The sequence below is a fragment of the Ilumatobacter coccineus YM16-304 genome (genome assembly GCF_000348785.1).
Taxonomy (GTDB): domain Bacteria; phylum Actinomycetota; class Acidimicrobiia; order Acidimicrobiales; family Ilumatobacteraceae; genus Ilumatobacter_A; species Ilumatobacter_A coccineus.
In genome coordinates, this window is record NC_020520.1 from 126,442 (window position 1) to 145,455 (window position 19,014).

At 67.7% G+C, this 19,014-nt stretch carries 24 protein-coding genes; 8 read left to right on the top strand and 16 right to left on the bottom strand.

The window, feature by feature from the left end; genetic code table 11:
- Positions 1–297: 297 nt before the first annotated feature.
- Positions 298–756, top strand: a complete 459-nt coding sequence (locus tag YM304_RS00540) for a PadR family transcriptional regulator (protein ID WP_162142006.1) — start codon at positions 298–300, stop codon at positions 754–756.
- A 39-nt stretch (positions 757–795) separates the two neighbouring features.
- On the opposite strand, the gene YM304_RS00545 is transcribed toward YM304_RS00540, so the two are convergent.
- On the bottom strand, positions 796–1,449 hold the full coding sequence (locus tag YM304_RS00545) for a mycothiol-dependent nitroreductase Rv2466c family protein (RefSeq protein ID WP_015439671.1): 654 nt from the start codon (positions 1,447–1,449) through the stop codon (positions 796–798).
- A 105-nt stretch (positions 1,450–1,554) separates the two neighbouring features.
- Complete coding sequence (locus YM304_RS00550) at positions 1,555–2,100, bottom strand: CGNR zinc finger domain-containing protein (protein ID WP_015439672.1); 546 nt, start codon at positions 2,098–2,100, stop codon at positions 1,555–1,557.
- A 108-nt stretch (positions 2,101–2,208) separates the two neighbouring features.
- On the opposite strand from YM304_RS00550, the gene YM304_RS00555 reads away from it, so the two are divergent.
- The 4 genes from YM304_RS00555 (at position 2,209) to YM304_RS00570 (ending at position 4,582) form a co-directional block, all read left to right on the top strand.
- Complete coding sequence (locus YM304_RS00555) at positions 2,209–2,832, top strand: hypothetical protein (RefSeq protein ID WP_015439673.1); 624 nt, start codon at positions 2,209–2,211, stop codon at positions 2,830–2,832.
- 131 nt (positions 2,833–2,963) lie between these two features.
- Positions 2,964–3,167 (top strand): cold-shock protein, encoded by a 204-nt coding sequence (locus YM304_RS00560; RefSeq protein ID WP_015439674.1) that lies wholly within the window; start codon positions 2,964–2,966, stop codon positions 3,165–3,167.
- A 21-nt stretch (positions 3,168–3,188) separates the two neighbouring features.
- Positions 3,189–3,494: a hypothetical protein gene (locus YM304_RS24460; protein ID WP_154723242.1), complete on the top strand. Its 306-nt coding sequence runs from the start codon at positions 3,189–3,191 to the stop codon at positions 3,492–3,494.
- A gap of 137 nt (positions 3,495–3,631) precedes the next feature.
- Positions 3,632–4,582, top strand: a complete 951-nt coding sequence (locus YM304_RS00570; protein ID WP_015439676.1) for an SDR family NAD(P)-dependent oxidoreductase — start codon at positions 3,632–3,634, stop codon at positions 4,580–4,582.
- A 44-nt stretch (positions 4,583–4,626) separates the two neighbouring features.
- Here the strand turns inward: YM304_RS00570 and YM304_RS21610 are convergent, their stop codons facing one another.
- Both YM304_RS21610 and YM304_RS00580 read right to left on the bottom strand, forming a co-directional pair.
- A complete protein-coding gene (locus YM304_RS21610; protein WP_015439677.1) occupies positions 4,627–6,360 on the bottom strand; it encodes a DUF389 domain-containing protein in 1,734 nt (577 codons plus the stop codon).
- Between the two features lie 89 nt (positions 6,361–6,449).
- Positions 6,450–7,268 (bottom strand): TrmH family RNA methyltransferase, encoded by an 819-nt coding sequence (locus YM304_RS00580; protein ID WP_015439678.1) that lies wholly within the window; start codon positions 7,266–7,268, stop codon positions 6,450–6,452.
- An 85-nt stretch (positions 7,269–7,353) separates the two neighbouring features.
- Between YM304_RS00580 and YM304_RS00585 the strand changes: the two genes are divergently transcribed.
- Positions 7,354–8,730 carry a CoA transferase gene (locus YM304_RS00585; RefSeq protein WP_015439679.1) on the top strand — a complete coding sequence of 459 codons (1,377 nt, stop codon included), beginning with the start codon at positions 7,354–7,356 and terminating at the stop codon, positions 8,728–8,730.
- A gap of 24 nt (positions 8,731–8,754) precedes the next feature.
- Here the strand turns inward: YM304_RS00585 and YM304_RS21615 are convergent, their stop codons facing one another.
- The 3 genes from YM304_RS21615 to YM304_RS00600 all read right to left on the bottom strand — a co-directional run bounded on the left by YM304_RS21615 (position 8,755) and on the right by YM304_RS00600 (position 10,609).
- Positions 8,755–9,327 carry a hypothetical protein gene (locus tag YM304_RS21615; protein WP_015439680.1) on the bottom strand — a complete coding sequence of 191 codons (573 nt, stop codon included), beginning with the start codon at positions 9,325–9,327 and terminating at the stop codon, positions 8,755–8,757.
- Positions 9,324–9,890: a hypothetical protein gene (locus YM304_RS00595; protein WP_015439681.1), complete on the bottom strand. Its 567-nt coding sequence runs from the start codon at positions 9,888–9,890 to the stop codon at positions 9,324–9,326. Before YM304_RS00595 ends, YM304_RS21615 begins: the two co-directional genes overlap by 4 nt.
- A 77-nt stretch (positions 9,891–9,967) precedes the next feature.
- Entirely contained in the window at positions 9,968–10,609 is a 642-nt protein-coding gene (locus YM304_RS00600) for an anthrone oxygenase family protein (protein WP_015439682.1), read from the bottom strand.
- Positions 10,610–10,677: 68 nt separating this feature from the next.
- On the opposite strand from YM304_RS00600, the gene YM304_RS00605 reads away from it, so the two are divergent.
- Positions 10,678–11,325 carry a TetR/AcrR family transcriptional regulator gene (locus tag YM304_RS00605; RefSeq protein WP_015439683.1) on the top strand — a complete coding sequence of 216 codons (648 nt, stop codon included), beginning with the start codon at positions 10,678–10,680 and terminating at the stop codon, positions 11,323–11,325.
- On the opposite strand, the gene YM304_RS00610 is transcribed toward YM304_RS00605, so the two are convergent.
- The 4 genes from YM304_RS00610 to YM304_RS00625 all read right to left on the bottom strand — a co-directional run bounded on the left by YM304_RS00610 (position 11,309) and on the right by YM304_RS00625 (position 13,131).
- Positions 11,309–11,728 (bottom strand): rhodanese-like domain-containing protein, encoded by a 420-nt coding sequence (locus YM304_RS00610; protein WP_015439684.1) that lies wholly within the window; start codon positions 11,726–11,728, stop codon positions 11,309–11,311. The two genes, YM304_RS00605 and YM304_RS00610, sit on opposite strands and share 17 nt — an antisense overlap.
- Positions 11,729–11,786: 58 nt before the next feature.
- Positions 11,787–12,311: a peptidoglycan-binding domain-containing protein gene (locus YM304_RS21620; protein WP_051071244.1), complete on the bottom strand. Its 525-nt coding sequence runs from the start codon at positions 12,309–12,311 to the stop codon at positions 11,787–11,789.
- Between the two features lie 119 nt (positions 12,312–12,430).
- Positions 12,431–12,853, bottom strand: coding sequence for a type II toxin-antitoxin system VapC family toxin (locus tag YM304_RS00620; RefSeq protein ID WP_015439686.1), 423 nt, complete (start codon positions 12,851–12,853; stop codon positions 12,431–12,433).
- On the bottom strand, positions 12,850–13,131 hold the full coding sequence (locus tag YM304_RS00625; RefSeq protein ID WP_015439687.1) for a type II toxin-antitoxin system Phd/YefM family antitoxin: 282 nt from the start codon (positions 13,129–13,131) through the stop codon (positions 12,850–12,852). The genes YM304_RS00620 and YM304_RS00625 overlap by 4 nt, the downstream gene beginning before the upstream one ends.
- 139 nt (positions 13,132–13,270) lie before the next feature.
- On the opposite strand from YM304_RS00625, the gene YM304_RS00630 reads away from it, so the two are divergent.
- Positions 13,271–13,885 (top strand): alpha-ketoglutarate-dependent dioxygenase AlkB, encoded by a 615-nt coding sequence (locus YM304_RS00630; protein WP_015439688.1) that lies wholly within the window; start codon positions 13,271–13,273, stop codon positions 13,883–13,885.
- 13 nt (positions 13,886–13,898) lie between these two features.
- Here the strand turns inward: YM304_RS00630 and YM304_RS00635 are convergent, their stop codons facing one another.
- From YM304_RS00635 to YM304_RS00655, 5 genes are all read right to left on the bottom strand, one after another.
- Entirely contained in the window at positions 13,899–17,339 is a 3,441-nt protein-coding gene (locus tag YM304_RS00635) for a LysM peptidoglycan-binding domain-containing protein (RefSeq protein ID WP_015439689.1), read from the bottom strand.
- Positions 17,340–17,439: 100 nt separating this feature from the next.
- Positions 17,440–17,892 (bottom strand): hypothetical protein, encoded by a 453-nt coding sequence (locus YM304_RS00640; RefSeq protein ID WP_015439690.1) that lies wholly within the window; start codon positions 17,890–17,892, stop codon positions 17,440–17,442.
- Positions 17,889–18,323, bottom strand: coding sequence for a hypothetical protein (locus tag YM304_RS21625; protein WP_015439691.1), 435 nt, complete (start codon positions 18,321–18,323; stop codon positions 17,889–17,891). Before YM304_RS21625 ends, YM304_RS00640 begins: the two co-directional genes overlap by 4 nt.
- Complete coding sequence (locus YM304_RS21630; RefSeq protein WP_051071247.1) at positions 18,320–18,727, bottom strand: TadE family protein; 408 nt, start codon at positions 18,725–18,727, stop codon at positions 18,320–18,322. Before YM304_RS21630 ends, YM304_RS21625 begins: the two co-directional genes overlap by 4 nt.
- 16 nt (positions 18,728–18,743) lie before the next feature.
- Positions 18,744–18,971, bottom strand: coding sequence for a hypothetical protein (locus YM304_RS00655; protein ID WP_015439693.1), 228 nt, complete (start codon positions 18,969–18,971; stop codon positions 18,744–18,746).
- Positions 18,972–19,014: the final 43 nt, after the last annotated feature.

Here is a 19,014-nt window from a genome sequence, read left to right on the forward strand (position 1 = left end):
CGGTGAGGAGTGGTCTCGGTCACATGTCGTTGCGACGTAGCGATATGTCGCTATAGTAACGACATATCGATAATGAAATCGATAGTCTGTACCGAAATGGAGACCTGAATGGGACAGCACCACACCGCTCCCGAACGAGGAGCGTTCTCAGAACGAGGAACCGGTCGAGGCCGCGGACGCCGAAAGATGCGTCGCTGGAACGACTCGGACCACGAACGAAAGGGGGGCCACATGCGCCACCACGAACACTCACCACACAGCCGAGGCGGACGCCATCGGGCCCGTCGGGGCGCGATCGTGACCGCTGCGCTGCTGCTGCTCGACGAGCGGCCGATGCACGGCTACGAACTCATCACCGAACTCGAGGCACGCAGCGACGGTCGCTGGCGGCCCAGCCCCGGCACGATGTACCCCGCACTCAACCGGATGGAAGAGCGAGGCCTCGTCGACGTCGAAGAGATCGACGGCAAGCGACAGTTCAGCCTCACCGAGGCCGGCCGAACGCGGGTCGCCGAATACCGCGACGCCAAGAGCGACGATGAGCCGGCGCCCTGGGACGACAACGGACACGGCGAGCGCGGCGATCTCCGCGGCGCCATGGCCGAACTCGTCGGCCAAGCACGTCAGATCGGCCGCTTCGGCACGCCCGAGCAGGTCGAGCAGGCGAAGTCGGTACTGGCCGACACCAAGCGCAAGCTCTACGCCATCCTCGCCGCCGAGCCCGACGAGCCGGCCGAGCCGGGCGACGCCGAGTGAACGACCGGACGGTTTGTCTCTGAGACAAACCGTCCGGGGTCAGACGGGGTCGGGACGCGCGCCGGGGTTGGGGCCCTCGGTGCGCGTCTTCTTCAATTCGAAGAAGCCGTCGACGTCCATCATCGCCACCAGCGCATCCCACATCTTCAGCGAGTCGTCGCCGGTCGGCACCTTCGTGATGACCGGGCCGAAGTAGCCGACGCGCTCGCCGCGCGAGTTCTTCATCGCGATGATCGGCGTGCCGACGTCGTTGCCGACGAGGCCGAGGCCGTCGTCCATCGCCGCTTGGATCGCCGGGTCCCACTGCTCGTCGGTGGCGGCCGATGCGAACGACGTGTCGAGCCCGACGGCCTCGAGTGCCTCGGCGACCTCGAAGTCGCGGTTGCCGTCGTGGTGGAGGCGTGCGCCGAGTTCCCAGTAGAGCTTGAACACGTCGTGGTTGCCCTGCTCGGGCGACTCGGCGGCCGCTCGCATGGCTTCCATCACTCGCAGGTGGCCGTGGGTCTGCTCCGCCGCCGTGCGGTACTCCGAACCCTCGGGCGGGTCGTTCTTGAACAGCAGGCTGATCGAGCGCCACGTGACGGAGATGTCACGGTGTGGCACCACCTCGTCGACGACCCAACGGGCCGTCGCCCAGCAGAACGGGCAGGCGGGGTCGATCCAGAACTCGATCTCGGTCGTCGTGTCACTCATGCGTCGAGCCTCGCAGCGTGAGTCGGCGGTGCAAACGGTCGAGCTTCGAAACTTCCTCGAACGGCCTTCCGCCCTCAGCCCGAGCCCGGCGGTCGGGCTCGCTCGTCACCGACGTTTGCGGGCCCGGTGGTCGGCCGTGTGTGTGCGGCTCGCGCAGCGCGGATCGGAGCAGAAGCGCTTCGATCGGTTGCGCGTGGCGTCGTAGAAGAGTCGTTCGCAGTCGTCGGCGCCGCATCGACCGAAACGGATGGTGCCATTGTCGCAGATCTCCTGCGCGAGCGCCATGAGCAGGTCGGCCATCACCTGGTCGTCGAACTTGGCGGTGGCCGGCGTCCAGTGGATGTGATGTCCGACGCCTCCGTGGTCGACGATCGACGGGGTGATCGGGATCTCGATCAGTTCCTCGGTGACCTTCGCAGCCGCGGTGTCGATGTCGAGATCGGGCAGCTCGGTGAGGAACGGGGTCATCGCCGCGATGCGCTGCGTGACGCGCTGCACCGATGCTTCCGAGGCCTCGGCGGCACGGCTGAAGCCGGCGTCGTCGAGCGTCGACCGGGTGTCGGACGACTCGTCGGTGAGTCCGTTGGAGAGTTCGAGCAGCGTCTCCAGGGTGATGCGCGCTTCCGACTCTGTGACCGATGCGACGTACATGCCTGCATTCTATGCCCGAATGATGTTGCGTGCGGAGCTAAAACGCGTTAGACCCTTACGAGTTGTAATGACCTAACGCGGTAACGCTCATCACAAGGAGTTCCCAACATGACGATCCTGATCATCACCCTCGTCGTGATCGCCAACATTCTCGGGTCTGCCATGGCGTACCCGCAGGCGGCGAAACTGCTGCGTACTGGCAACCCCGAAGGCGTGTCCGCCATCTGGGCGGGCGTGAGCGTGTCGATGAACCTCTGGTGGCTCGTGTACGGCATCGCCAACTCGCTGTGGGGTCTCGTCCCGACATCTGCGATCGCCACCGCGCTGTACGCGGTGATCGTCGTGGCCTTCGTCCGTTCGGTCGGCCGGAGTGCCTTCGGCGGCTTGGCCTTCGGTGCCCTCGTCTTCGGCCTGGTGCCGCTGCCCGTGCTGCTCGTCGCCGGGTGGAGCGCCGCAGGCGTCACCATCGGCCTGTGCTACGGCATGCAGCTCTTCCCGGCGGTGGTCGCGGCGTTCCGCACGACCGATCTGTCCGGCGTCGCCGCCGGCACGTGGATCATGGCCTGGATCGAAGGAGCGATCTGGGGCGCGTACGGTCTGTTCGTCGTCGACGGGGCCCTGCTGATCGGCGGCGTGGCGGGCGTGCTGATGGCGTCGCTGATGCTCGCTCGCCTCACGATGACCGGCCACCGTCCGCTGGATTTGCGCCGGGCGAGCCTCGTCTCGGCCTGACCCCGTAAGGGTTCGAGCAAATCGCAACAGCTGCTGACACATCGACGCGACGCGCGGTTCGCGCAATCCCTGACTAGGCTGATTTGGGTCAACGTGAGTCAATAGAGGGCTCCAGAACACAAGGAGCCGGAATGGCTACAGGCATCGTGAAGTTCTTCAATGACGAGAAGGGCTTTGGTTTCATCACTCCCGACGAGGGCGGCAACGACGTCTTCGTTCACTACTCCAACATCGTTGGATCAGGCCGTCGGTCGTTGAACAACGACGCGAAGGTCGAGTTCGAAGTAGCCCCCGGCCGCAAGGGTCCAGAAGCCGTCGACGTCAAAGAAATCTGATCTGAGAGGAGGCGGTTCTGCATGGCATCAAGCCCGCAGAGTTACCAGAAACGCCAGCGTGAACTTCGCAAGAAGGAGCGCAAGGCAGAGAAGCAGGCAATCCGACATGGTCGCAGCGCGGCCAAGAAGGAAGAGGGCGATGATGGCCCCGACGAAGATGCGCTGCTCGAGGAATTTCGCATTCTCAACGAGAAGTTCGCCGCAGGTGAAGTCGTCGAAGAAGACTTCGAATACCGCAAGGCGGAGATCTTCCACCAGATGGGTCTCGGCGAAGCGCCGGAGCCCCGCGAATCTGACAGCGAGGAAACTGCCGACGTAGAGGCCTAGCCACTACGAAGTCAGCGCCCGCGCTCGACATCGAAACGAAGGCCTCCGGTTGCGACCGGGGGCCTTCGTCGTTTTCGGCCCTGCGCCCGCGCGCGCTGACTCGACACGGCACCGCGCCGAGCCTCTACGTTGCCCACATGTCTGCTCCCGAGTTCGGCGCCACTTCGACCACCGACGAGGTCCTTGCCGACGTCGATCTCTCCGGCGAGGTCGCCGCGGTGACCGGGGCATCCGGTGGCCTCGGGCTCGAGACGGCTCGCGCCTTGGCCGCTCGGGGAGCGCACGTGGTGCTCGCCGCCCGCAACCCCGACAAGCTCGCCGACGCCGTGGACACCATCACGGCTCAGCATCCCGGTGCGTCGCTCGACACGATCGTGCTCGACCTGGCCGACATCGGGAGCTGTCGCCGGGCGGCCGTCGAGCTGCTCACCCGTGTCGACCGACTCGATCTGCTCGTCAACAACGCCGGTGTGATGTGCACGCCGTTCGGACACACGGCCGACGGTTTCGAGATGCAGACCGGTACGAATCATCTGGGTCACATGGCGTGGACGATCCCGCTGATCGACCTGCTCACGCGGTCGTCTCCGGCCCGGATCATCAACCTCTCGTCGGCGGGTCATCGCTTCGGTGATGTCGACCTCGACGACCTGAACTGGGAGTCGCGGGAGTACGACGAGTGGGCGGCGTACGGACAGTCGAAGACCGCCAACGTCTTGTTCAGCGTCGAGCTCGAGCGTCGCTTCGGCCCGATGGGCGTGCACGCCGTTGCGGTCCATCCGGGTGGCATCCACACCGACCTCGGTCGGCACATGACGCCAGACCTGCTCGCTGAGATCGGTGCGAAGATCGAGCAGAGCAACCCGGGTGGTTTCGACTGGAAGACCATCCCACAGGGGGCGGCCACCACGGTGTGGGCGGCCACCACGCCGGAGTTCGCCGAGCGGGGCGGCGTGTACTGCGAGGACTGCCACGTCGCCGCGATCGATGACGGAGGCGGCAGCGAGGGAGTGCTCGGCTACGCGCTCGACCCGGAACGCGCCGCTGCGCTGTGGGACCGGTCGATGCAGCTCCTCGCCACCGTCTGACCCACCGGACGGTTTGTCTCAGAGACAAACCGTCCGGTCGGGGCTCACGGGGTCGTGGTGGTCGTCGTCGGGACCGTGGTCGTCGTGGTCGTGGTGGTGGTTGTCGTCGTCGTGGTGGTGATGTCGAGGCGCTCGATGAACAACACGGTCACCTGATCGCTCGGGTCGATGATCTCCTCGATGCCGTCGACCAGATCGGTCGCGTCGGGCAGCGTCGGGCCGGCGACTTCGATGACGGCCTGTTCGCCGTCGAAGGAGGTCGACAGGATCGTGACGTCGGCGACGTCGGCCCACGCTCGGGCGAGCACGTCGATGCTGTTCGCCACCTGCTCGTCGGGGGTCGGCGGTGACTCGACGTCGACGGTCTCGCGGGCGACCCAGGTGAGCGTGACGCTGAGGGTCTCGTCGAGGCGTTCGTCGAGCAGCAGCGTCAGCGACTCGAGCGGCGGCGCACTGCCCACGCCACTCGCATCGAGGAACACGACACCGTCTTGGATCGAGAGCGCGTCGCGGCGGCCCGACACGGCGTCGGCCTCGGACAACCAGTCGTCGACGATTGCCTCCACCTCGCTCAGCAGGCGTTCTTCGTCGGACACGATCGTGGTGGTCGGGGGCAGCGTGGTGGTGGTGACCGCACGCTCCACGCGGTCCCATTCGACCGACACGACCTGGTCGGCGCCGAACTCTGCTTGCAGGTCGTCGGCGAGGCTCTGTGAATCGATGGCGGTCTCGAAGCTGCGCACTCCGACGGTGATGCGTTTGTTCTCCTCGTCGAAGCTGATCGTCGGGTCGGATCGAACGTCGACCGCGTCGAGCCACTCGTTGACGATGTCACGAGCCTGGATCTCGCGCTCGGATGCTTCGACGGCCGTGGTCGAGGCCTGGTACAGCGGAATCGCAATGGCGATCACCACCGCTCCGACTGCGGCAGCGGCGAGCGAACTGCGTCGGATCGTGTTGGCCAGCCGTCGTGGTGGCACGAAGCCGGTGATGACGAAGACGATCGCCCCGGCGAGGATGATCGCCGCGAGGTTGGTCGTGTAGAGCAGCATCGCTCCCCGTGCGAACGTGGCGTTGCCGTCTTGCAGGGCGATGCCGACGGTGCCCAGCGGCGGCACGAGGGCCACGGCCACGGCGACGCCCGGCAGCGACGACGACGCGTCCTTGCGAACCGTGGCGTACGCACCTGCGGCGCCCGCGCCGAGCGCGACCACGAGGTCGCGGATGTCGGGCGCGACGCGACTCGTCACCTCGTTCGGGAGTTCGCCGCGCACGAACATCGCAGCCAGCACGTACGACAATGCGATCGAACCGGCGGTGGCCAGGCCGACGATCGCGAGGGCTCGGAGCGACTTCTTGAACAGCGCCATCGCGAGGCACGCGGCAGCGGCGAGCACCGGCTGCATCAGCGGCGCGAGCAGCATGGCGCCGATCACAACGGCGGCGGAGTCGGCCGAGAGCCCCATCACGGCGACGATCACCGACAGGGTCAGCATGGTGGAGAAACGGAAACCCCAGTGCTCCTGCTTCTTGATCGCCAGTTCGCCCATGATGCGCTGACGTTCCTCGGAGTCGAGGTGGCGGTGCCACCACGCTCGCGTGCGCTGCCGGAGTACACCGAGGCTCGGGTCGTCGGTGGTGTCGGTGACGCGCTCCTCGGCGACTCGCTTGGCCTCTTCGATCTTGGCGCTGCGGTCGATCTCGCGTGTCGGGTCGTCGGCGTCGTCGATCGTGCCGCTCCGCGAGGAGTCGGGGAGCAGAGGGTCGCCGCCGGTCACGCCCGGATCTTATGGCTCGCGCTTGCCCGGTTGTGGCCGTCTGTCGGATTGGTGTGCAGCGTCATGACGGCTGCGCCGGTCGCTCCTGGTCAGCGAGGGCGGGCGATCGCGGCGAAGGTGATCGCCGCGGCGTGGCCGACGTTGAGCGAGTCGACCTCGGGATGGATCGGGATGCGCACGCGATGCGTCGTGGCGCGCATCGTGGCGTCGGTGAGACCCGGCCCTTCGGCGCCGACGACGATCGCCAGTCGCCCGTCGGGTGGGCGCGACGCGGCGGCTTCCCAGAGGTCGACCGAGTCGGCGGCGGGAGTCATCGCCCAGGTCGTGAAGCCGGCCGCGTGGAGGCGCTCGAGGTCGTCGGGCCACGTCGTGGCGCGGGCCACCGGCATGTGCAAGACCTCACCCATCGACACCCGAACCGTGCGGCGGGAGTAGGGGTCGGTGCAGGTCGGGTCGAGGACGAGTGCGTCGATGCCGAGCGCTCGCGCGGCACGCGCGATCACACCGACGTTCTCGGCGTCGTTGAGACCTTCGAGCACGGCGACGGTGTTCCAGTTCGAGGCGGCGACGTCGTCGATGCTCGCGACCGGTCGACGTTGCGCCGACGCGACCACACCGCGGTGCAGGTCGAAACCGACCGCGGAGGCCATGAGGTCGCGGGTCATCACGTACAGCGGTGTGTCGCCGTCGGCGAGTCCGGGCACGCGTTCGGTGATCCGCTCGACGCGCGATGGGGTGACGAGCACCGAGCGGAGCTCGTGGCCGGAGTCGACGACGCGGTCGATCGAGACGTATCCCTCGGCGATGAAGAACTCGTCGCCTTCACGGTTGCGGCGCGCGGCCTGATCGTTGAGCAGGCAGTAGTCGTCGAGCCGTGGGTCGGCCGGGTCGTCGATCTCGATGATCACGAGCGTGACGATACGGCACGGTTGATCGATCAATGTTGACGGCGATCCTCCTGACGTGGTGGTGGGTGCTGGATACGTTCCGAGCATGAACGTGGATGCCGACCTCGCCGTGATCTCCCACCTCGTCGACGGCGACGACCAGCCACTGCCGCGTGTCGAGGTCACAGGCCCGCCGAGCATGGCCGCGAGTGCGTTCGACGTCGACCGAGCACTCGCCGCGTCGGCCGCGTACGCGGTGGCTGCGGCCGATCGCGTCGGCGGTCTCCGCGGAGGACCGGTGCCGACGCGGTCGATCGACCTCGAGCATCTCCTGGCGTTCTGCACCACGCATGTCGAGGTCGACGGCGAAGCGGTTCCGGCGTGGGCCGACCTGTCGGGCGTGTACGAAACGACCGATGGCCGCCACCTCCAGATCCACTGCAACTTCGATCATCACGCGACGGGCGTGGTGCAGCGACTCGGCTGTGCGTCGACGCGCGAGTCGGTGGCAGCTGCAATCGGCGAGCGCAACGCGTTCGAGTTGGAGGCGGCGTTGATCGCCGACGGCATGATCGCGGCGGTGGTGCGAACGCTCGACGAGTGGGCGGACCATCCGCATGCTCGGGCCACCGCAGACCTGCCGCTCGTGTCGGTCGAGCAGATCGCCGACGCGCCGCCCCGCGCGCTCGCCACCGGTTCCGATGCCGACGCGCCGCTGCGCGGCGTTCGCGTCGTCGACTGTTCGCGAGTGCTCGCCGGGCCGGTCGCCGGGCAGATGCTGGCCGGGGCAGGTGCCGACGTGATTCGTATCGGGGCCGAGCATCTGCCGTCGGTGCCGATCGGTGTGATGGCGACCGGATTCGGCAAGCGAAACGCCTACGCCGACATCGAAACCGACGCTGGACGGACCGCGTTGTGGGAGCTGCTGAGTGAGTCCGACGTGTGGATCGACGCATATCGACCCGGCGCGTTGGCGTCGCACGGTTTCACGCCGGAGCGAGTCGCGGCGGCTCGCCCCGGCATCGTCATCGTGCAGGTCTGCGCGTTCGACTGGGTCGGGCCATGGGCGGGGCGACGTGGCTTCGATTCGATCATCCAGTCGACGACCGGCGTGCGCGCGGCCGGCGGTGAATGGGCGGTCGGTGACGACGGTGAACCGGCAGGGGTTGGGCCGATCGGTCTGCCGGTCCAGGCGCTCGACTACGCGACCGGATTCCTCGCTGCAGGCGTGGCGAGCCAACTCGTGGCGCGCCGCGCTGCCTCCGGTGGCTCGTGGCTGGCGCGACTGTCGCTGCTCCGCACGCGCGACTGGCTGCTGTCGATGGGTGGGCCGACCGCGTTCCGGCCGTCGCCCGTTGCGGTCGACGATCGGTTCCTCGACGAGATCGACTCCGACTTCGGTCGCATCCGTTCGGTCCGTCCGTTCGTCGGCGCCTGGCCGGGGCCGCCGACCCGTCTCGGCTCGTCGTCACCGACATGGTGACAGGCTGCGCGCTTCCGATGAGGTTCAGTCGACGAACGGTCCAGGGGTGGAGCCGGGTGGGGCGGGAGATCGTCGAGGGGGCTCGCGTCGGGGCGGTTCGCGCCGGATGTCGTCGCGCTCGTCGTCGTCATCGCTCGTGTCGTCGGCATCGCTGAACTCGCTGAAGTCACCGAAACCACCGAATGGCTCGTCGTTGGTCGCCGACGTCGACGTTCGAGGGTTGGTCATCCCGGTCGCCGTCGCACTGAGTCGACCGACCGACGTGAAGAGCACCATCGGCCCCACGATGATCAGGCCGTGGATCGCGGAGATCAGGAGGAACGGCTTCATGAACCCGTGGTCGGTGGCGTCGCCGCGCGGCCCCATGCAGTACAGGCTGAAGTTCGTGACCGTCTCGCCGGGATGGGGGTTGTAGGTGTCTGCGACCACGAACGCGTCGGGTTGCGCGTCGGTGCAGAAGAACGGGGCGAGCAACTTGACCTCACCCGGCCAGATGCCGATGGTGATCACGCACGACGTGATCAGTCCGGCGAACGCGAACATGACGAGGATCGACACGAACCAACTCACGACCGTGGTCGGCTTGGCGAAACTCATCGGAGCACCTCGATGAACGTGCCGTCGGCCTCGAATCTCGCGGTGGCGGTGCGCCGAGCCGAGCTGAGCGACATGGCCATCACCGGCTCGCCGTTGTTGAGCGTGATGGTGATGGCGTCGATGAATCCGTCGGTTTCACCGAACTCGCGCAGCGCCTCGTCGCCGACGCTTTCGATGTCGGAGAGGGCGACCTCGCCGACGGTGAAGGTCACCTCGTCGAGCGGGGCCCGGTCGGCGTTCTGAATCGGGGAGACGGCGACGACGTTGCCCTGGCTGACGACGACGGAGTCGGCGAACGACGGCTCGTCGCCGCGTCGGGCCGTCGCCGACATGCTGCGGTTCGGCGGATTGATCGAGAGCGTCAGCAGCTGCATCTCGGAGGTCGGCGACACGCTGACCTCGGCGGCGACGAGGTCGAGTGCTTCGGCGATCCACGCGCTCGTCAGTCCGCCGCCGCGAGCGCGCACCTCGGCGTCGAAATCGGCCCGGTCGGTCGCGCCGATGCAACCGCTCATGGCGAAGGCGAGTGCGATCGCTGCGAGGGCTCGGCTGATCCGAGGCATGCGCCGAAACTAATCGGATCTGCCGAAGGCCCCGGACGATTAACGGCCGACGCGGTCGGCGTGGTGCCGCATGATCGTCAGTCGCGCGAGCCGCGGGCGGCGAGGCTCGCGCCGGCGAGCGCAACGGCGGCCAGCGTGGAGAGCAGCGTGCGGGCGAGGTTGAGCAGGTTCCACGTCGACTCGAAATCGGCGCGGGCGATGGCAGCGGACGCAGCGTCGAGGTCGGTGTGAGTCGCCAGTTCGTTGTTGAGCGGGACGCTTCCGGCGAACGTGATCGCGACGACGGCCACGATCAGCACCAGGCCGGTCGTTGCCAACCGTCGTACGACTCGGTCGCGCCGATGGAGTGCCACTGCGATCGCCGCGGCCGGGATCGATCCGAAGAACACGACCGCGAACGCGGGGTTGCGGATGGTGTCGTTGATCGCCTGGAACGAGCGGACGTAGGTGAGGTCGTCGACTCGGTCGAAGCCGAGCACGACCGACGCCGAGTAGGTGAAGAAGAAGCCGGCGAACATCCCGGTGAGCACCGTGCTGATCAGGAGCACGGCGAGCCCCGGCAGGCGAGCGGCGCCAGTGGTGACGGTGCTGCTGTTGGTGGCGGTGGTGGCGGCACCGTGGTCGGCCCTCTCGGCGGCGACCACGCCGAGGACGTCGGCACGGCTGCCGGGGTCGGCGTTGTTGGTCGCGGTGAGCGATGAATCGAGGGTGGTGGTCATGGAGATCTCCTGTAATCGAACTAATGGGTACGATTATGAATAATCGTACGCAGTGGTACGCTTGTCAAGTGGTTTCCGAGAAGTCGCCGGTCGAGTCGGCACCGTCACGCCGCGGCCGACCCGCCGACGGCGAGCAGGAGGAGCGCCGTCAGCGGGTGCTCGACGCGGCGTTCGCCGAGCTGATCGAACGCGGCGCCGACAAGGTCACGATGCTCGCCATCGCCCGCCGAGCCGGAGCTTCGAAGGAGACGCTGTACTCGTGGTTCGGCAATCGCGAAGGCCTGTTCCGGGCGATGATCATCGAGAACGCCGACGCCACATCGGAGGGGGTGCGCCGAGCGTTGGGCGGCGACAGTGATCCGCAACACACGCTGGCCGCGTTCGGTCGCGGACTGCTCGGCCTGCTGACCGACGAGCGGTCGGTCGCGCTCAACCGGGCATCGATGGTCAATCTCGCGCTCGCGGCCGATCTCCTGGAGCACGGCCGGCACCGGGTGGGCCCGATCGTGGAGGAGTACCTCGCCGGTCTCGACGGGAGCGGCGGCATGCGGGTGCCCGATCCGGCGGCGGCGTTCACCACGTTCTACGGGCTGCTGATCCGTGACACGCAGATCCGTGTGCTGTTGGGGGAGCCGGCTCCCACCGCCGAGCAGATCGGTGCGCGGGCCGACGAGGCGGCGCGTCAGTTCGTGGAGCTGATCAGGTCGGGCGCTTGATCCACTTCGACGTCGCCTCGATGTTCTCGGTCTCGTAGCCGTCGGCCAACCACCCGGAGAACCCGGTCTCGAGGTGCGCGACGTTGTCGAAGCCGAGCTCGCCGATCACCTTCGCTGCGAGCGCCGACCGCCAGCCGCTGGCGCAGTGGAAGATGTAGCGACCGTCGAGCCTGAATCGCTCCTGGTGGTACGGGCTCTCGGGGTCGAACCAGAACTCGAGCATGCCGCGTGGTGCCGACACCGAACCGGGGATCACGCCCTGCTCGACGCGCTCGCGGATGTCGCGGATGTCGATGAGCATCGCGTCGCCGGCATCGAGCTCGGCTTTCGCTTCGGCCGAACTGAGTTCTTCGATCTCGGCTTTCGCTTCGGCGACGAGGTCATGAACGGTTCGGCGTGCCATGCGGTCACAGTACGCCGACCTCGGTCCGGCGTGTGAGTCGGCGTGGCGAGTCGGCGCGTCAGTCGGCGTGCGTGCTGACCGACAGCGCGGCGGCGGTGAGGGCACGCTCGGTCTCGGGGCCGACCACGCCGTCGACGATGAGGCCGTACTGGCCTTGGAAGTCGAGCACGGCCTGGTTGGTGGCTGTGTCGAACACGCCGGCGGTGTAACCGGGGTCGAGGAAGCCGACGGTCTCGAGCTTCAACTGGATCACCGCGATCTCGCCGCCTTCGTCGCCGCTTCGGTAGAACGGTCCGGCGGGTTCGGTGGCGACCGGTGCCTCGGTCGTGGTGGGCGCGGCCGTGGTGGTGGGCGCGAGCGTGGTGGGTGCCGCGGTCGTTGGCGGCGGTGTGGTCGGCGGCGTCGTGGGTGCAGGCGTGGTTGCCGGTTCGGCGGGCGCGGTGGTCGGGGTGGCCGTGGCGGGAGGGGCGGTGGCGGTCGGTTCGCCGGGCAGGCCCAGTTGATCGGAGGTGCCGTCGGACGTGCACGCAGCAACGCTGAGCAGCGCGATGGCGATGGCGGTGGAGCGGAGCGGTGTGTTCATGATCGAAGGCGTCGTCGCCCACCGCGAGAGTACTTCCCGGCTCGCCTGAGCCACGGCACCACGACCTCGAGTTCGAAACGTTCCACCGGCGCTCCGACCCGGCCTGTGGATCGGTTTGATCACGTCGCGAGGGGGTCGGCGATGTGGAGACCCTGTCGTTCGGCTGCCTCGCACAGCGCTCGGTCCGCGCTGGTGAGTACCGATGCACCGACGAACACTGCTGCTGCGAGATGGACGGCGTCGTAACCCCTCAGCGACTCGGTCTCTGCGAGTTGCGCGGCTCGCTCGATGAGTTCGTCGGTCACTTCGACGAGATGGAGATCGTCGACGAATGCGGCCAACTCGATCTTGGCGTCGTGCAGTTGATCCGTCGAAAGCTGCTGACCTCGCGTGGCAGCAGTGAGCGCAGCGCGCGCTTCGACCACGATCAAGCTGACCGAGGCCACCGAATCAGCGGACTGCCAGATCAGTTCGGCGCGATCCGATCCCTGCTCATCGACGATGAGTTTGATCAGAGTCGAGGTGTCGACGTACGTGATCACCGACGCTGCTCAGCAACGAGATCGCTCACGCTTCCCTTCGGCTTGATTCGGGAGTGGGAGCGATGACGAGTGGTGCTCGCTGGTGGTCGAACCACGCCAGCCGCGACCAGGTCGGCGAGGCGATCGTCCGATGAGTCGAGCGGAGAGAGTCGGGCGACCGGACGACCCCGATCTGTCACGATGACCTCTTCGCCAGCTTCCACGCGGTCGATGTACTTGCTGAGGCCATTCTTGAGGTCGCGGATGCCGACCTCCGATCGCGATGTGGCTACGTTCATACCACCATTGTAGCCACTTCGACAGAAGCGTCAACGGGGGGGCGCCAGCCGTCCCTCGATGAATCGACGTCACTCGACGAATCGGCGGAGCGCGATCTCGCGCTTGACGAACGCCTGTTCGTTCGCGAGGATCGAACACGTGTTCCGTCAAGCATCCCTCTTCGGCGCCGCCGAGCCCGACTTCGATCCGACCTTCGCCGAGGCGTCGCGCAGCGCGCTCGGCGGGACGTCGTGGATCGAGTACGTGCCCGGCTGGCTGACCGGTTCCGATTCGCTGTTCGACGATCTCATGGAGCAGCTCGATTTCGGTCAGCGCACCGGCATCCCGATGTACGACCGCCTGGTCGACGAGCCGCGCCTCACGGCGTGGTGGCACGAGGAAGACGGCGGCCCGATCGCGCATCCGATCCTCGACGACATGCGGGTGGCGTTGGAGGCCGAGCATCAGCGGCACTTCGACTCGATCGGCTTCAACCTGTACCGCGATCAGAACGACTCGGTGGCCTGGCATGCCGATCGGCATCGCCATCACGTGACCGATCCGGTCATCGCGATCCTCAGTGTCGGCGAGAGCCGCCCGTTTCAGATGCGTCGCAACGAAGGTGGCGCATCGCTCACATGGGGGCTCGGCCAAGGCGACCTGTTCGTGATGGGAGGCGGGTGTCAGCACGAGTGGCAGCACGCCGTGCCGAAGCGTCGGCGTCATGCCGGGCCGCGCCTGTCGATCACGTTTCGCCACGACGCTCGCCGCTGAGCGAGCACGCACGTCAGGGCTTGGGTGCGAGGAGTTCGCGGCGCAGTTCGAGCAGCTTCGGTGCGGGTTCGCCGTCCGACCAGGCGTCGGCGACGATGACCCGCTCGTAGCTCTCCCATTCCTGACGTACGCCGGCGAGGTCGCCGGTGCGTGCACGCGCCCGCATGCGTAGTGCGATCAGTTCCTCGTGGCCGGGAAGGACGCGCAGACCGTGGCCGGTCGCCCAGAAGACGGTCTCGGTGTCGCCGATCGACAGCGCGTGGGCGGCGAGTTCGGCGGTGACCGTGGTCGCGAGCAGGACGAGATTCGACGTGATGCCGTCGGCGTCGGGCCAGAGGTAGCTCGTTCCGGCGAAGGGCATGTCGCGGATCATTTCCACAGCGGGACGCAAGACATCGATCGCGTGTGCGGGGGCCGAGAGGCGGGCATGCTCGAGTCGCTGCTCGACCAGGTCAGCGTCGGTCACGACCCGCGGGTGGAGCGGGAGCGATTCGTTGAGCGTCCGGGCCAGCCACTCCTCGCCGTCGGGGGTCGGCACGAGGCGACCGAGCGCTCGACGGGCTTCGGAAACGACATTGGCGAAGGTGGCGTCGCGCACGTCGAGCTCCCACAGCGCGGTTCGCGCAGCCGAGCGGGTGGCGCGATCGCGGTGCGTCGCCAGCCACGCGATCAGCTCCACGGTCTTGGAGCGTTCGAACACGCCGAGCTCGCCGTTGGCACTCCGAATCTCGACGCCTCGCATGAGGCCGACGACGATGTCGTGAGGAACGGCCTCGAAGGGTTCGTCGACCGGATCGGCTGCCTCGGTGAAGGCGGGTTCTGGCAGCTCGGTGGGTGCCGCTGCGTCGGCGAGAAGGGCGGTCACGTCGTCGAGTCCCTCGGTGGTGAGACCGATCGGCGCGATCTCGGACAGTTCGTCGAAGGCATGAAGTTCCCACCGGTCCGCATGGGCGACGATGCGGGCACCTGCTCGACCGTCGGCACCGTGCGGGGCGGCGCAGGTGATCGCGAGGCCGTGTCCGGGCTGCGGCAACGCTTCGCTGTCGAGTCGAGCGAACGCGTCGTCGTCGGTATCGAGGAAGACGACAGCGGGCTCCCACGCTTCGCCGCTCGTTCGCAGGGCGCGGAGGTCGAAGGTCGATCGTTCGTTGGTCGCCGTCGAACCGGTGAGCGCCAGCGCCAGGTCGATGGCGGCGCGAACACTCTGGCGCCGATGCGCGTTCTGGTGGTCGAGCAGACACTCGGTGTTCATCGAAACCGTGACGAGGTGGGCCACTTCGGAATGCAGCGACGAGGCGACCGCCATCGCGACGGCTCGGATCACTTCGTCGGCCTGGTCTCGACGGGCCTCGATGGCGGTGATGCCTGCCGCTTCGAGGTCGAGCAGCACGCTGCGCCCGAGCGCGTCGACGCCGATCTGGGCGAGCGCAACACACGGCGTGCCGGCTCGGCGAGCCGCTTCGGCGAGCAGCTCGATCGGGATCGCTGCGGGCAGTTCCCAGTCCTGCCCCATCCCGACCCACGGTGCGTCGAGTCGACCGGGGCGAGTGAGGCGGAGGGCGATGTGACCGTCGGGCGACAACCGGACGACGCCGATCTGTGCGCCGGTCTCAGCAAGCTCGTGTGCTGCGGCGCGGAGTGCGATGTCGAGCCGTGCCGCCCCTTCACCCGGCTCGATGGTGCGCAGCTTGCGCTCGGTTGCGGTCACGTCGGGCGACGGCACCGGCACGCGGGCGCGTGGCGTCGCCGCACGCAGGACCCGTGCACGACGGACGCCGACCAGGGCAAGGATGCCGGCGGCGAGAAGTGCGCCGTGTTCGAGTCGGATCGGCGACGGCGCCTGCGGGCTCGGTTCGGGGCGACGCTGGTCCGCGGCGCCGCCTGCCGAGTCCGTGCTCGCTGGCGGGGTCGTGGTTGTGGTCGTCGTCGTGCTTGTCGTCGTGGAACTCGCCGGCGCGGTCCCGCTGGTCGCGTCGGGAGCCGTGTGCTCGCCGACCGGAGTCGTCGTGGCGTCGTGGGGAGTGGTGTCGTCGGCCGGAGTCGCGGTGTCGGTCGCCGGTGCTGTGTCGTCGGGCGTGCCAGCCTCGTCGACGGTCGTCGTGTTCTCGGTCGAGGGCGGCGACTCAGGCTCGGAGTCGGTCACGATGTCGACGTCGTCGAGCGCGTCGTCCGACGCAGCATCGCCATCGTCCGGAAGGCTGTCCGGCACGAGCTCGGTCCCGTCGTTCACCGCGGCGTCGGTGTTCGATTCGGCGTCCGCGTCGATCTCGTCGCCCGGCCGGTCGCCGTCGGCCATCGGCACGTCGAGCTCCCAGCCGGGAAGCAGCAGATTCGGATCATCGAAGACGCGGCCATCAGACATGGTGGTGCCGTCGTTGGCGTCGAAGAGCAGCGGCCACTCGTCGTCGTCGCCCAGGAACTCATCCGCAACGGACGAGAGCGTGTCGCCCTCGACCACCACGTACGAATCCGGGGCGTTCTCTGGCGGCAAGGGTGTTGCGTCGGCCGACTCGGCGGGATCGGTGGTGTCGGTGCGCTCGACGACGGCATCGGGGTGGATCGTCTCGTCGACAGGGTCGACCGCCGGCGTCACAGCGGCCACGGCGGTCGGGATCTGGAGCACCCAACCGGTGCGAATCAGCGCCGGGTTCGTGAACCGGTGTCCGTCGGCCATCAGCGTGCCCAGATTGGCGTCGAGAATGGCCTCGGCGATCTCCATCGTCAAGGCCTCCGTTCCGTCACCGAACTGTTCGGCGATCTCCCAGACCGACTCCCCTCGCTCGACGACGTGCGTCGAGCGGGTGGCTCCGCCGCTGCCGATCGGCGGTCGATCGTCGTCGTCGCCGCGGTCGGACGATCGGCCCGTCTCGTCGACGGCTCCGATGAACGGTGTGGTCGATGCCGAGCGGGATCGAAGATCGAACGCGGCTCGGGGTGCAGCGTCGGGAGCGCTCGCCACGGTTGTCGGATCGCTTGGGGCGGTGAGGGTGCGCTCGAGCAGCGTGGCCCCAGCGGTGTGTCCTGGCGCCTCGGTGGCCGTGGCGAATCCGGAGGTGGGGAGCACGGCGACGAGTCCGATGGCGATGAACCTGGCGATCGACTGTGCCCAACCGACACCTCGTACCCGCGGCGTCGGCATCCCACGATGACGAGCCATGTGGACCACTTCGATGATCGTCGTGATGGTCACGACTGCGACCGCCACCCACACCACGGTGAGCGCCCCTCGCACGATGAGATCGACGACCGCATCGTCGCGGAGCGGTTCCGACACCGCGTCGCGGACGTCGTCGGCTGTCCATCGCCAGGGTCGAGAAACGCCCGACAGGGGGTTCGAGGAGCCGAAACGAGCTCGGGACGCGGCCAGCAGCAACGCGGGAACGAGCACGACGAGGGCGGCGAGCGCGAGCAGCGACGACACGATCGTCGAGGTGTTGCGGACTCGCTTGTTCATGTCACCCCTCTCACGGCGTTCGACGATCGATCCCTCGTTCCGCCCGACCCTCCAGTGGGTGGTGAGATCACGAGAAGGGAAACGGATTTCACGTTCCTGTTCATTGGGTGCGTTCCGTGCTCACGATGCCGATGCCGCTCACGGTGATCGCACCGTCGGTGATGGTGACCTCGACCGTGACGCGCAGGCCGCTCGGGTCGACGACGCAACTCGACACCGAGCCGTTGACGCTGTAGGAGCCGAACAGTCGAGTGGCGGTCGACGCCGCAGACGCGCAGGCGAACGCCGGGTCGATCGCGACCGAGCCGGCGCGCGCGTCGGCCACCGAGGTCGTCTGGGCCGCGGATCGCGCGGCTTGAAAGGCGATCGACTGAGCGGTGGACTCGTTCGACAGTCCGCGGTCGACGTCGTGAGCAAGCCAGACCAAGCTCAGGAACGTGAACGAGAACATGATGGTGATCCCGGCGACGAGGCCACTGCCGCCCTCACCTCGGCATCGCCCCGGCGGGCTGCTCGCCAGCGCCTGAGTGGAGGTTTCGTTTGTTGCGGTCACGGTGTGACCCCGCGAAACGGATCGATCGTGGCGAACGCGACGTACGTTTGCGTCTCGGCCGAGGGTGGGTCGATCGCTTCGAGTCCGACGGTCGACGGTGAGCACGAGACCTCGACGCTGACGAAGGGTGCGGTGTCGGCGAGGAACGCGGACGTGTCGACCTCGATCGTCGGCGACGAACAGGTGAGCTCGTCGACGAGCATCGCGAAGCCGACCGCACGAGCCGCCGCAACCGCAGCGGCCGGAGTTCGTTCCTGGGCTGCAGCCTGGGCGGCCGCTTCGGCTGCACTCTGCGCCGTGATCCGGCCATCGACCTGCCGACTGAGGAAGAGGATGACGAGCGCGAGCCCGATGGCCGCGGGAGCGATCAATGCGAGGCCCAGCGCATCACTCGTCCCTCGGTCGTTGCGCCAACGTCCTCGGCCCCTCATCGCTCGGTCAGCTCCTCGACCGGCACCGCCTCGACCACCCTCACCCGGCGAGACGTACCGAGCAGGATGCCGCGCGCGTTGCCCGAGACCTGCACCACGACCACACCGTCGCCAGGGGTGATGAGGATCTCGACGTCGTCGATGCCGGCGTCGGCGAGGTTCGCTGCGGCAGTGGCACGAGCGTCGTCGGCCGACGACCCTTGCCGCGCCACTTGGACGGCCGCCGACTTCGCCGCGACGCGTGCCTCGGTGCGGGCGTGACCCCACAGTGCGGCCTGCACCGCCGCGAACATCAGCACGACGAAGATGGGGGTGAGCAGCGCAACGGTGAGCGAGGTCGATCCGTCGTCGCCGTCGAGGCGCGCGCGGGTGAGCTCATCGTCGTGGTCGACGGCCGAGCTCATCACCGCGACGCGTCGATTACGGAGCGGACGGAGCGTCGACCCCGGTCCCGGCAGTCGACTTGATCTGACTCCAGATGATCGCGGCGACGACTGCCACGCTCACGGCGGCCGCCGCGTACCAGAGCACCGTTTCGATCGAGACGGCGCCGCGATCGCGGTCGACGTCCGTCTCGGGCGTGACCGTTCGGAGCGTGCCCGAGATGACGTGCATCATCGAGGTGAGCCAGAGATGTGGATCGTGCATGTTGTCGTGCCTTTCGTGGTGATGAGTGCAGAGGGGATGGTGT

What these genes read in the sequence shown, in the direction of transcription:
- YM304_RS00545 (WP_015439671.1), bottom strand. Translation starts at nt 1,449, where the DNA reads ATGAGTGACACGACGACCGAGATCGAGTTCTGGATCGACCCCGCCTGC.
- YM304_RS00550 (WP_015439672.1), bottom strand. Translation starts at nt 2,100, where the DNA reads ATGTACGTCGCATCGGTCACAGAGTCGGAAGCGCGCATCACCCTGGAG.
- YM304_RS00555 (WP_015439673.1), top strand. Translation starts at nt 2,209, where the DNA reads ATGACGATCCTGATCATCACCCTCGTCGTGATCGCCAACATTCTCGGG.
- YM304_RS00560 (WP_015439674.1), top strand. Translation starts at nt 2,964, where the DNA reads ATGGCTACAGGCATCGTGAAGTTCTTCAATGACGAGAAGGGCTTTGGT.
- YM304_RS24460 (WP_154723242.1), top strand. Translation starts at nt 3,189, where the DNA reads ATGGCATCAAGCCCGCAGAGTTACCAGAAACGCCAGCGTGAACTTCGC.
- YM304_RS00570 (WP_015439676.1), top strand. Translation starts at nt 3,632, where the DNA reads ATGTCTGCTCCCGAGTTCGGCGCCACTTCGACCACCGACGAGGTCCTT.
- YM304_RS00585 (WP_015439679.1), top strand. Translation starts at nt 7,354, where the DNA reads ATGAACGTGGATGCCGACCTCGCCGTGATCTCCCACCTCGTCGACGGC.
- YM304_RS21615 (WP_015439680.1), bottom strand. Translation starts at nt 9,327, where the DNA reads ATGAGTTTCGCCAAGCCGACCACGGTCGTGAGTTGGTTCGTGTCGATC.
- YM304_RS00595 (WP_015439681.1), bottom strand. Translation starts at nt 9,890, where the DNA reads ATGCCTCGGATCAGCCGAGCCCTCGCAGCGATCGCACTCGCCTTCGCC.
- YM304_RS00600 (WP_015439682.1), bottom strand. Translation starts at nt 10,609, where the DNA reads ATGACCACCACCCTCGATTCATCGCTCACCGCGACCAACAACGCCGAC.
- YM304_RS00610 (WP_015439684.1), bottom strand. Translation starts at nt 11,728, where the DNA reads ATGGCACGCCGAACCGTTCATGACCTCGTCGCCGAAGCGAAAGCCGAG.
- YM304_RS21620 (WP_051071244.1), bottom strand. Translation starts at nt 12,311, where the DNA reads ATGAACACACCGCTCCGCTCCACCGCCATCGCCATCGCGCTGCTCAGC.
- YM304_RS00625 (WP_015439687.1), bottom strand. Translation starts at nt 13,131, where the DNA reads ATGAACGTAGCCACATCGCGATCGGAGGTCGGCATCCGCGACCTCAAG.
- YM304_RS00635 (WP_015439689.1), bottom strand. Translation starts at nt 17,339, where the DNA reads ATGAACAAGCGAGTCCGCAACACCTCGACGATCGTGTCGTCGCTGCTC.
- YM304_RS21625 (WP_015439691.1), bottom strand. Translation starts at nt 18,323, where the DNA reads ATGAGGGGCCGAGGACGTTGGCGCAACGACCGAGGGACGAGTGATGCG.
- YM304_RS21630 (WP_051071247.1), bottom strand. Translation starts at nt 18,727, where the DNA reads ATGAGCTCGGCCGTCGACCACGACGATGAGCTCACCCGCGCGCGCCTC.
- YM304_RS00655 (WP_015439693.1), bottom strand. Translation starts at nt 18,971, where the DNA reads ATGCACGATCCACATCTCTGGCTCACCTCGATGATGCACGTCATCTCG.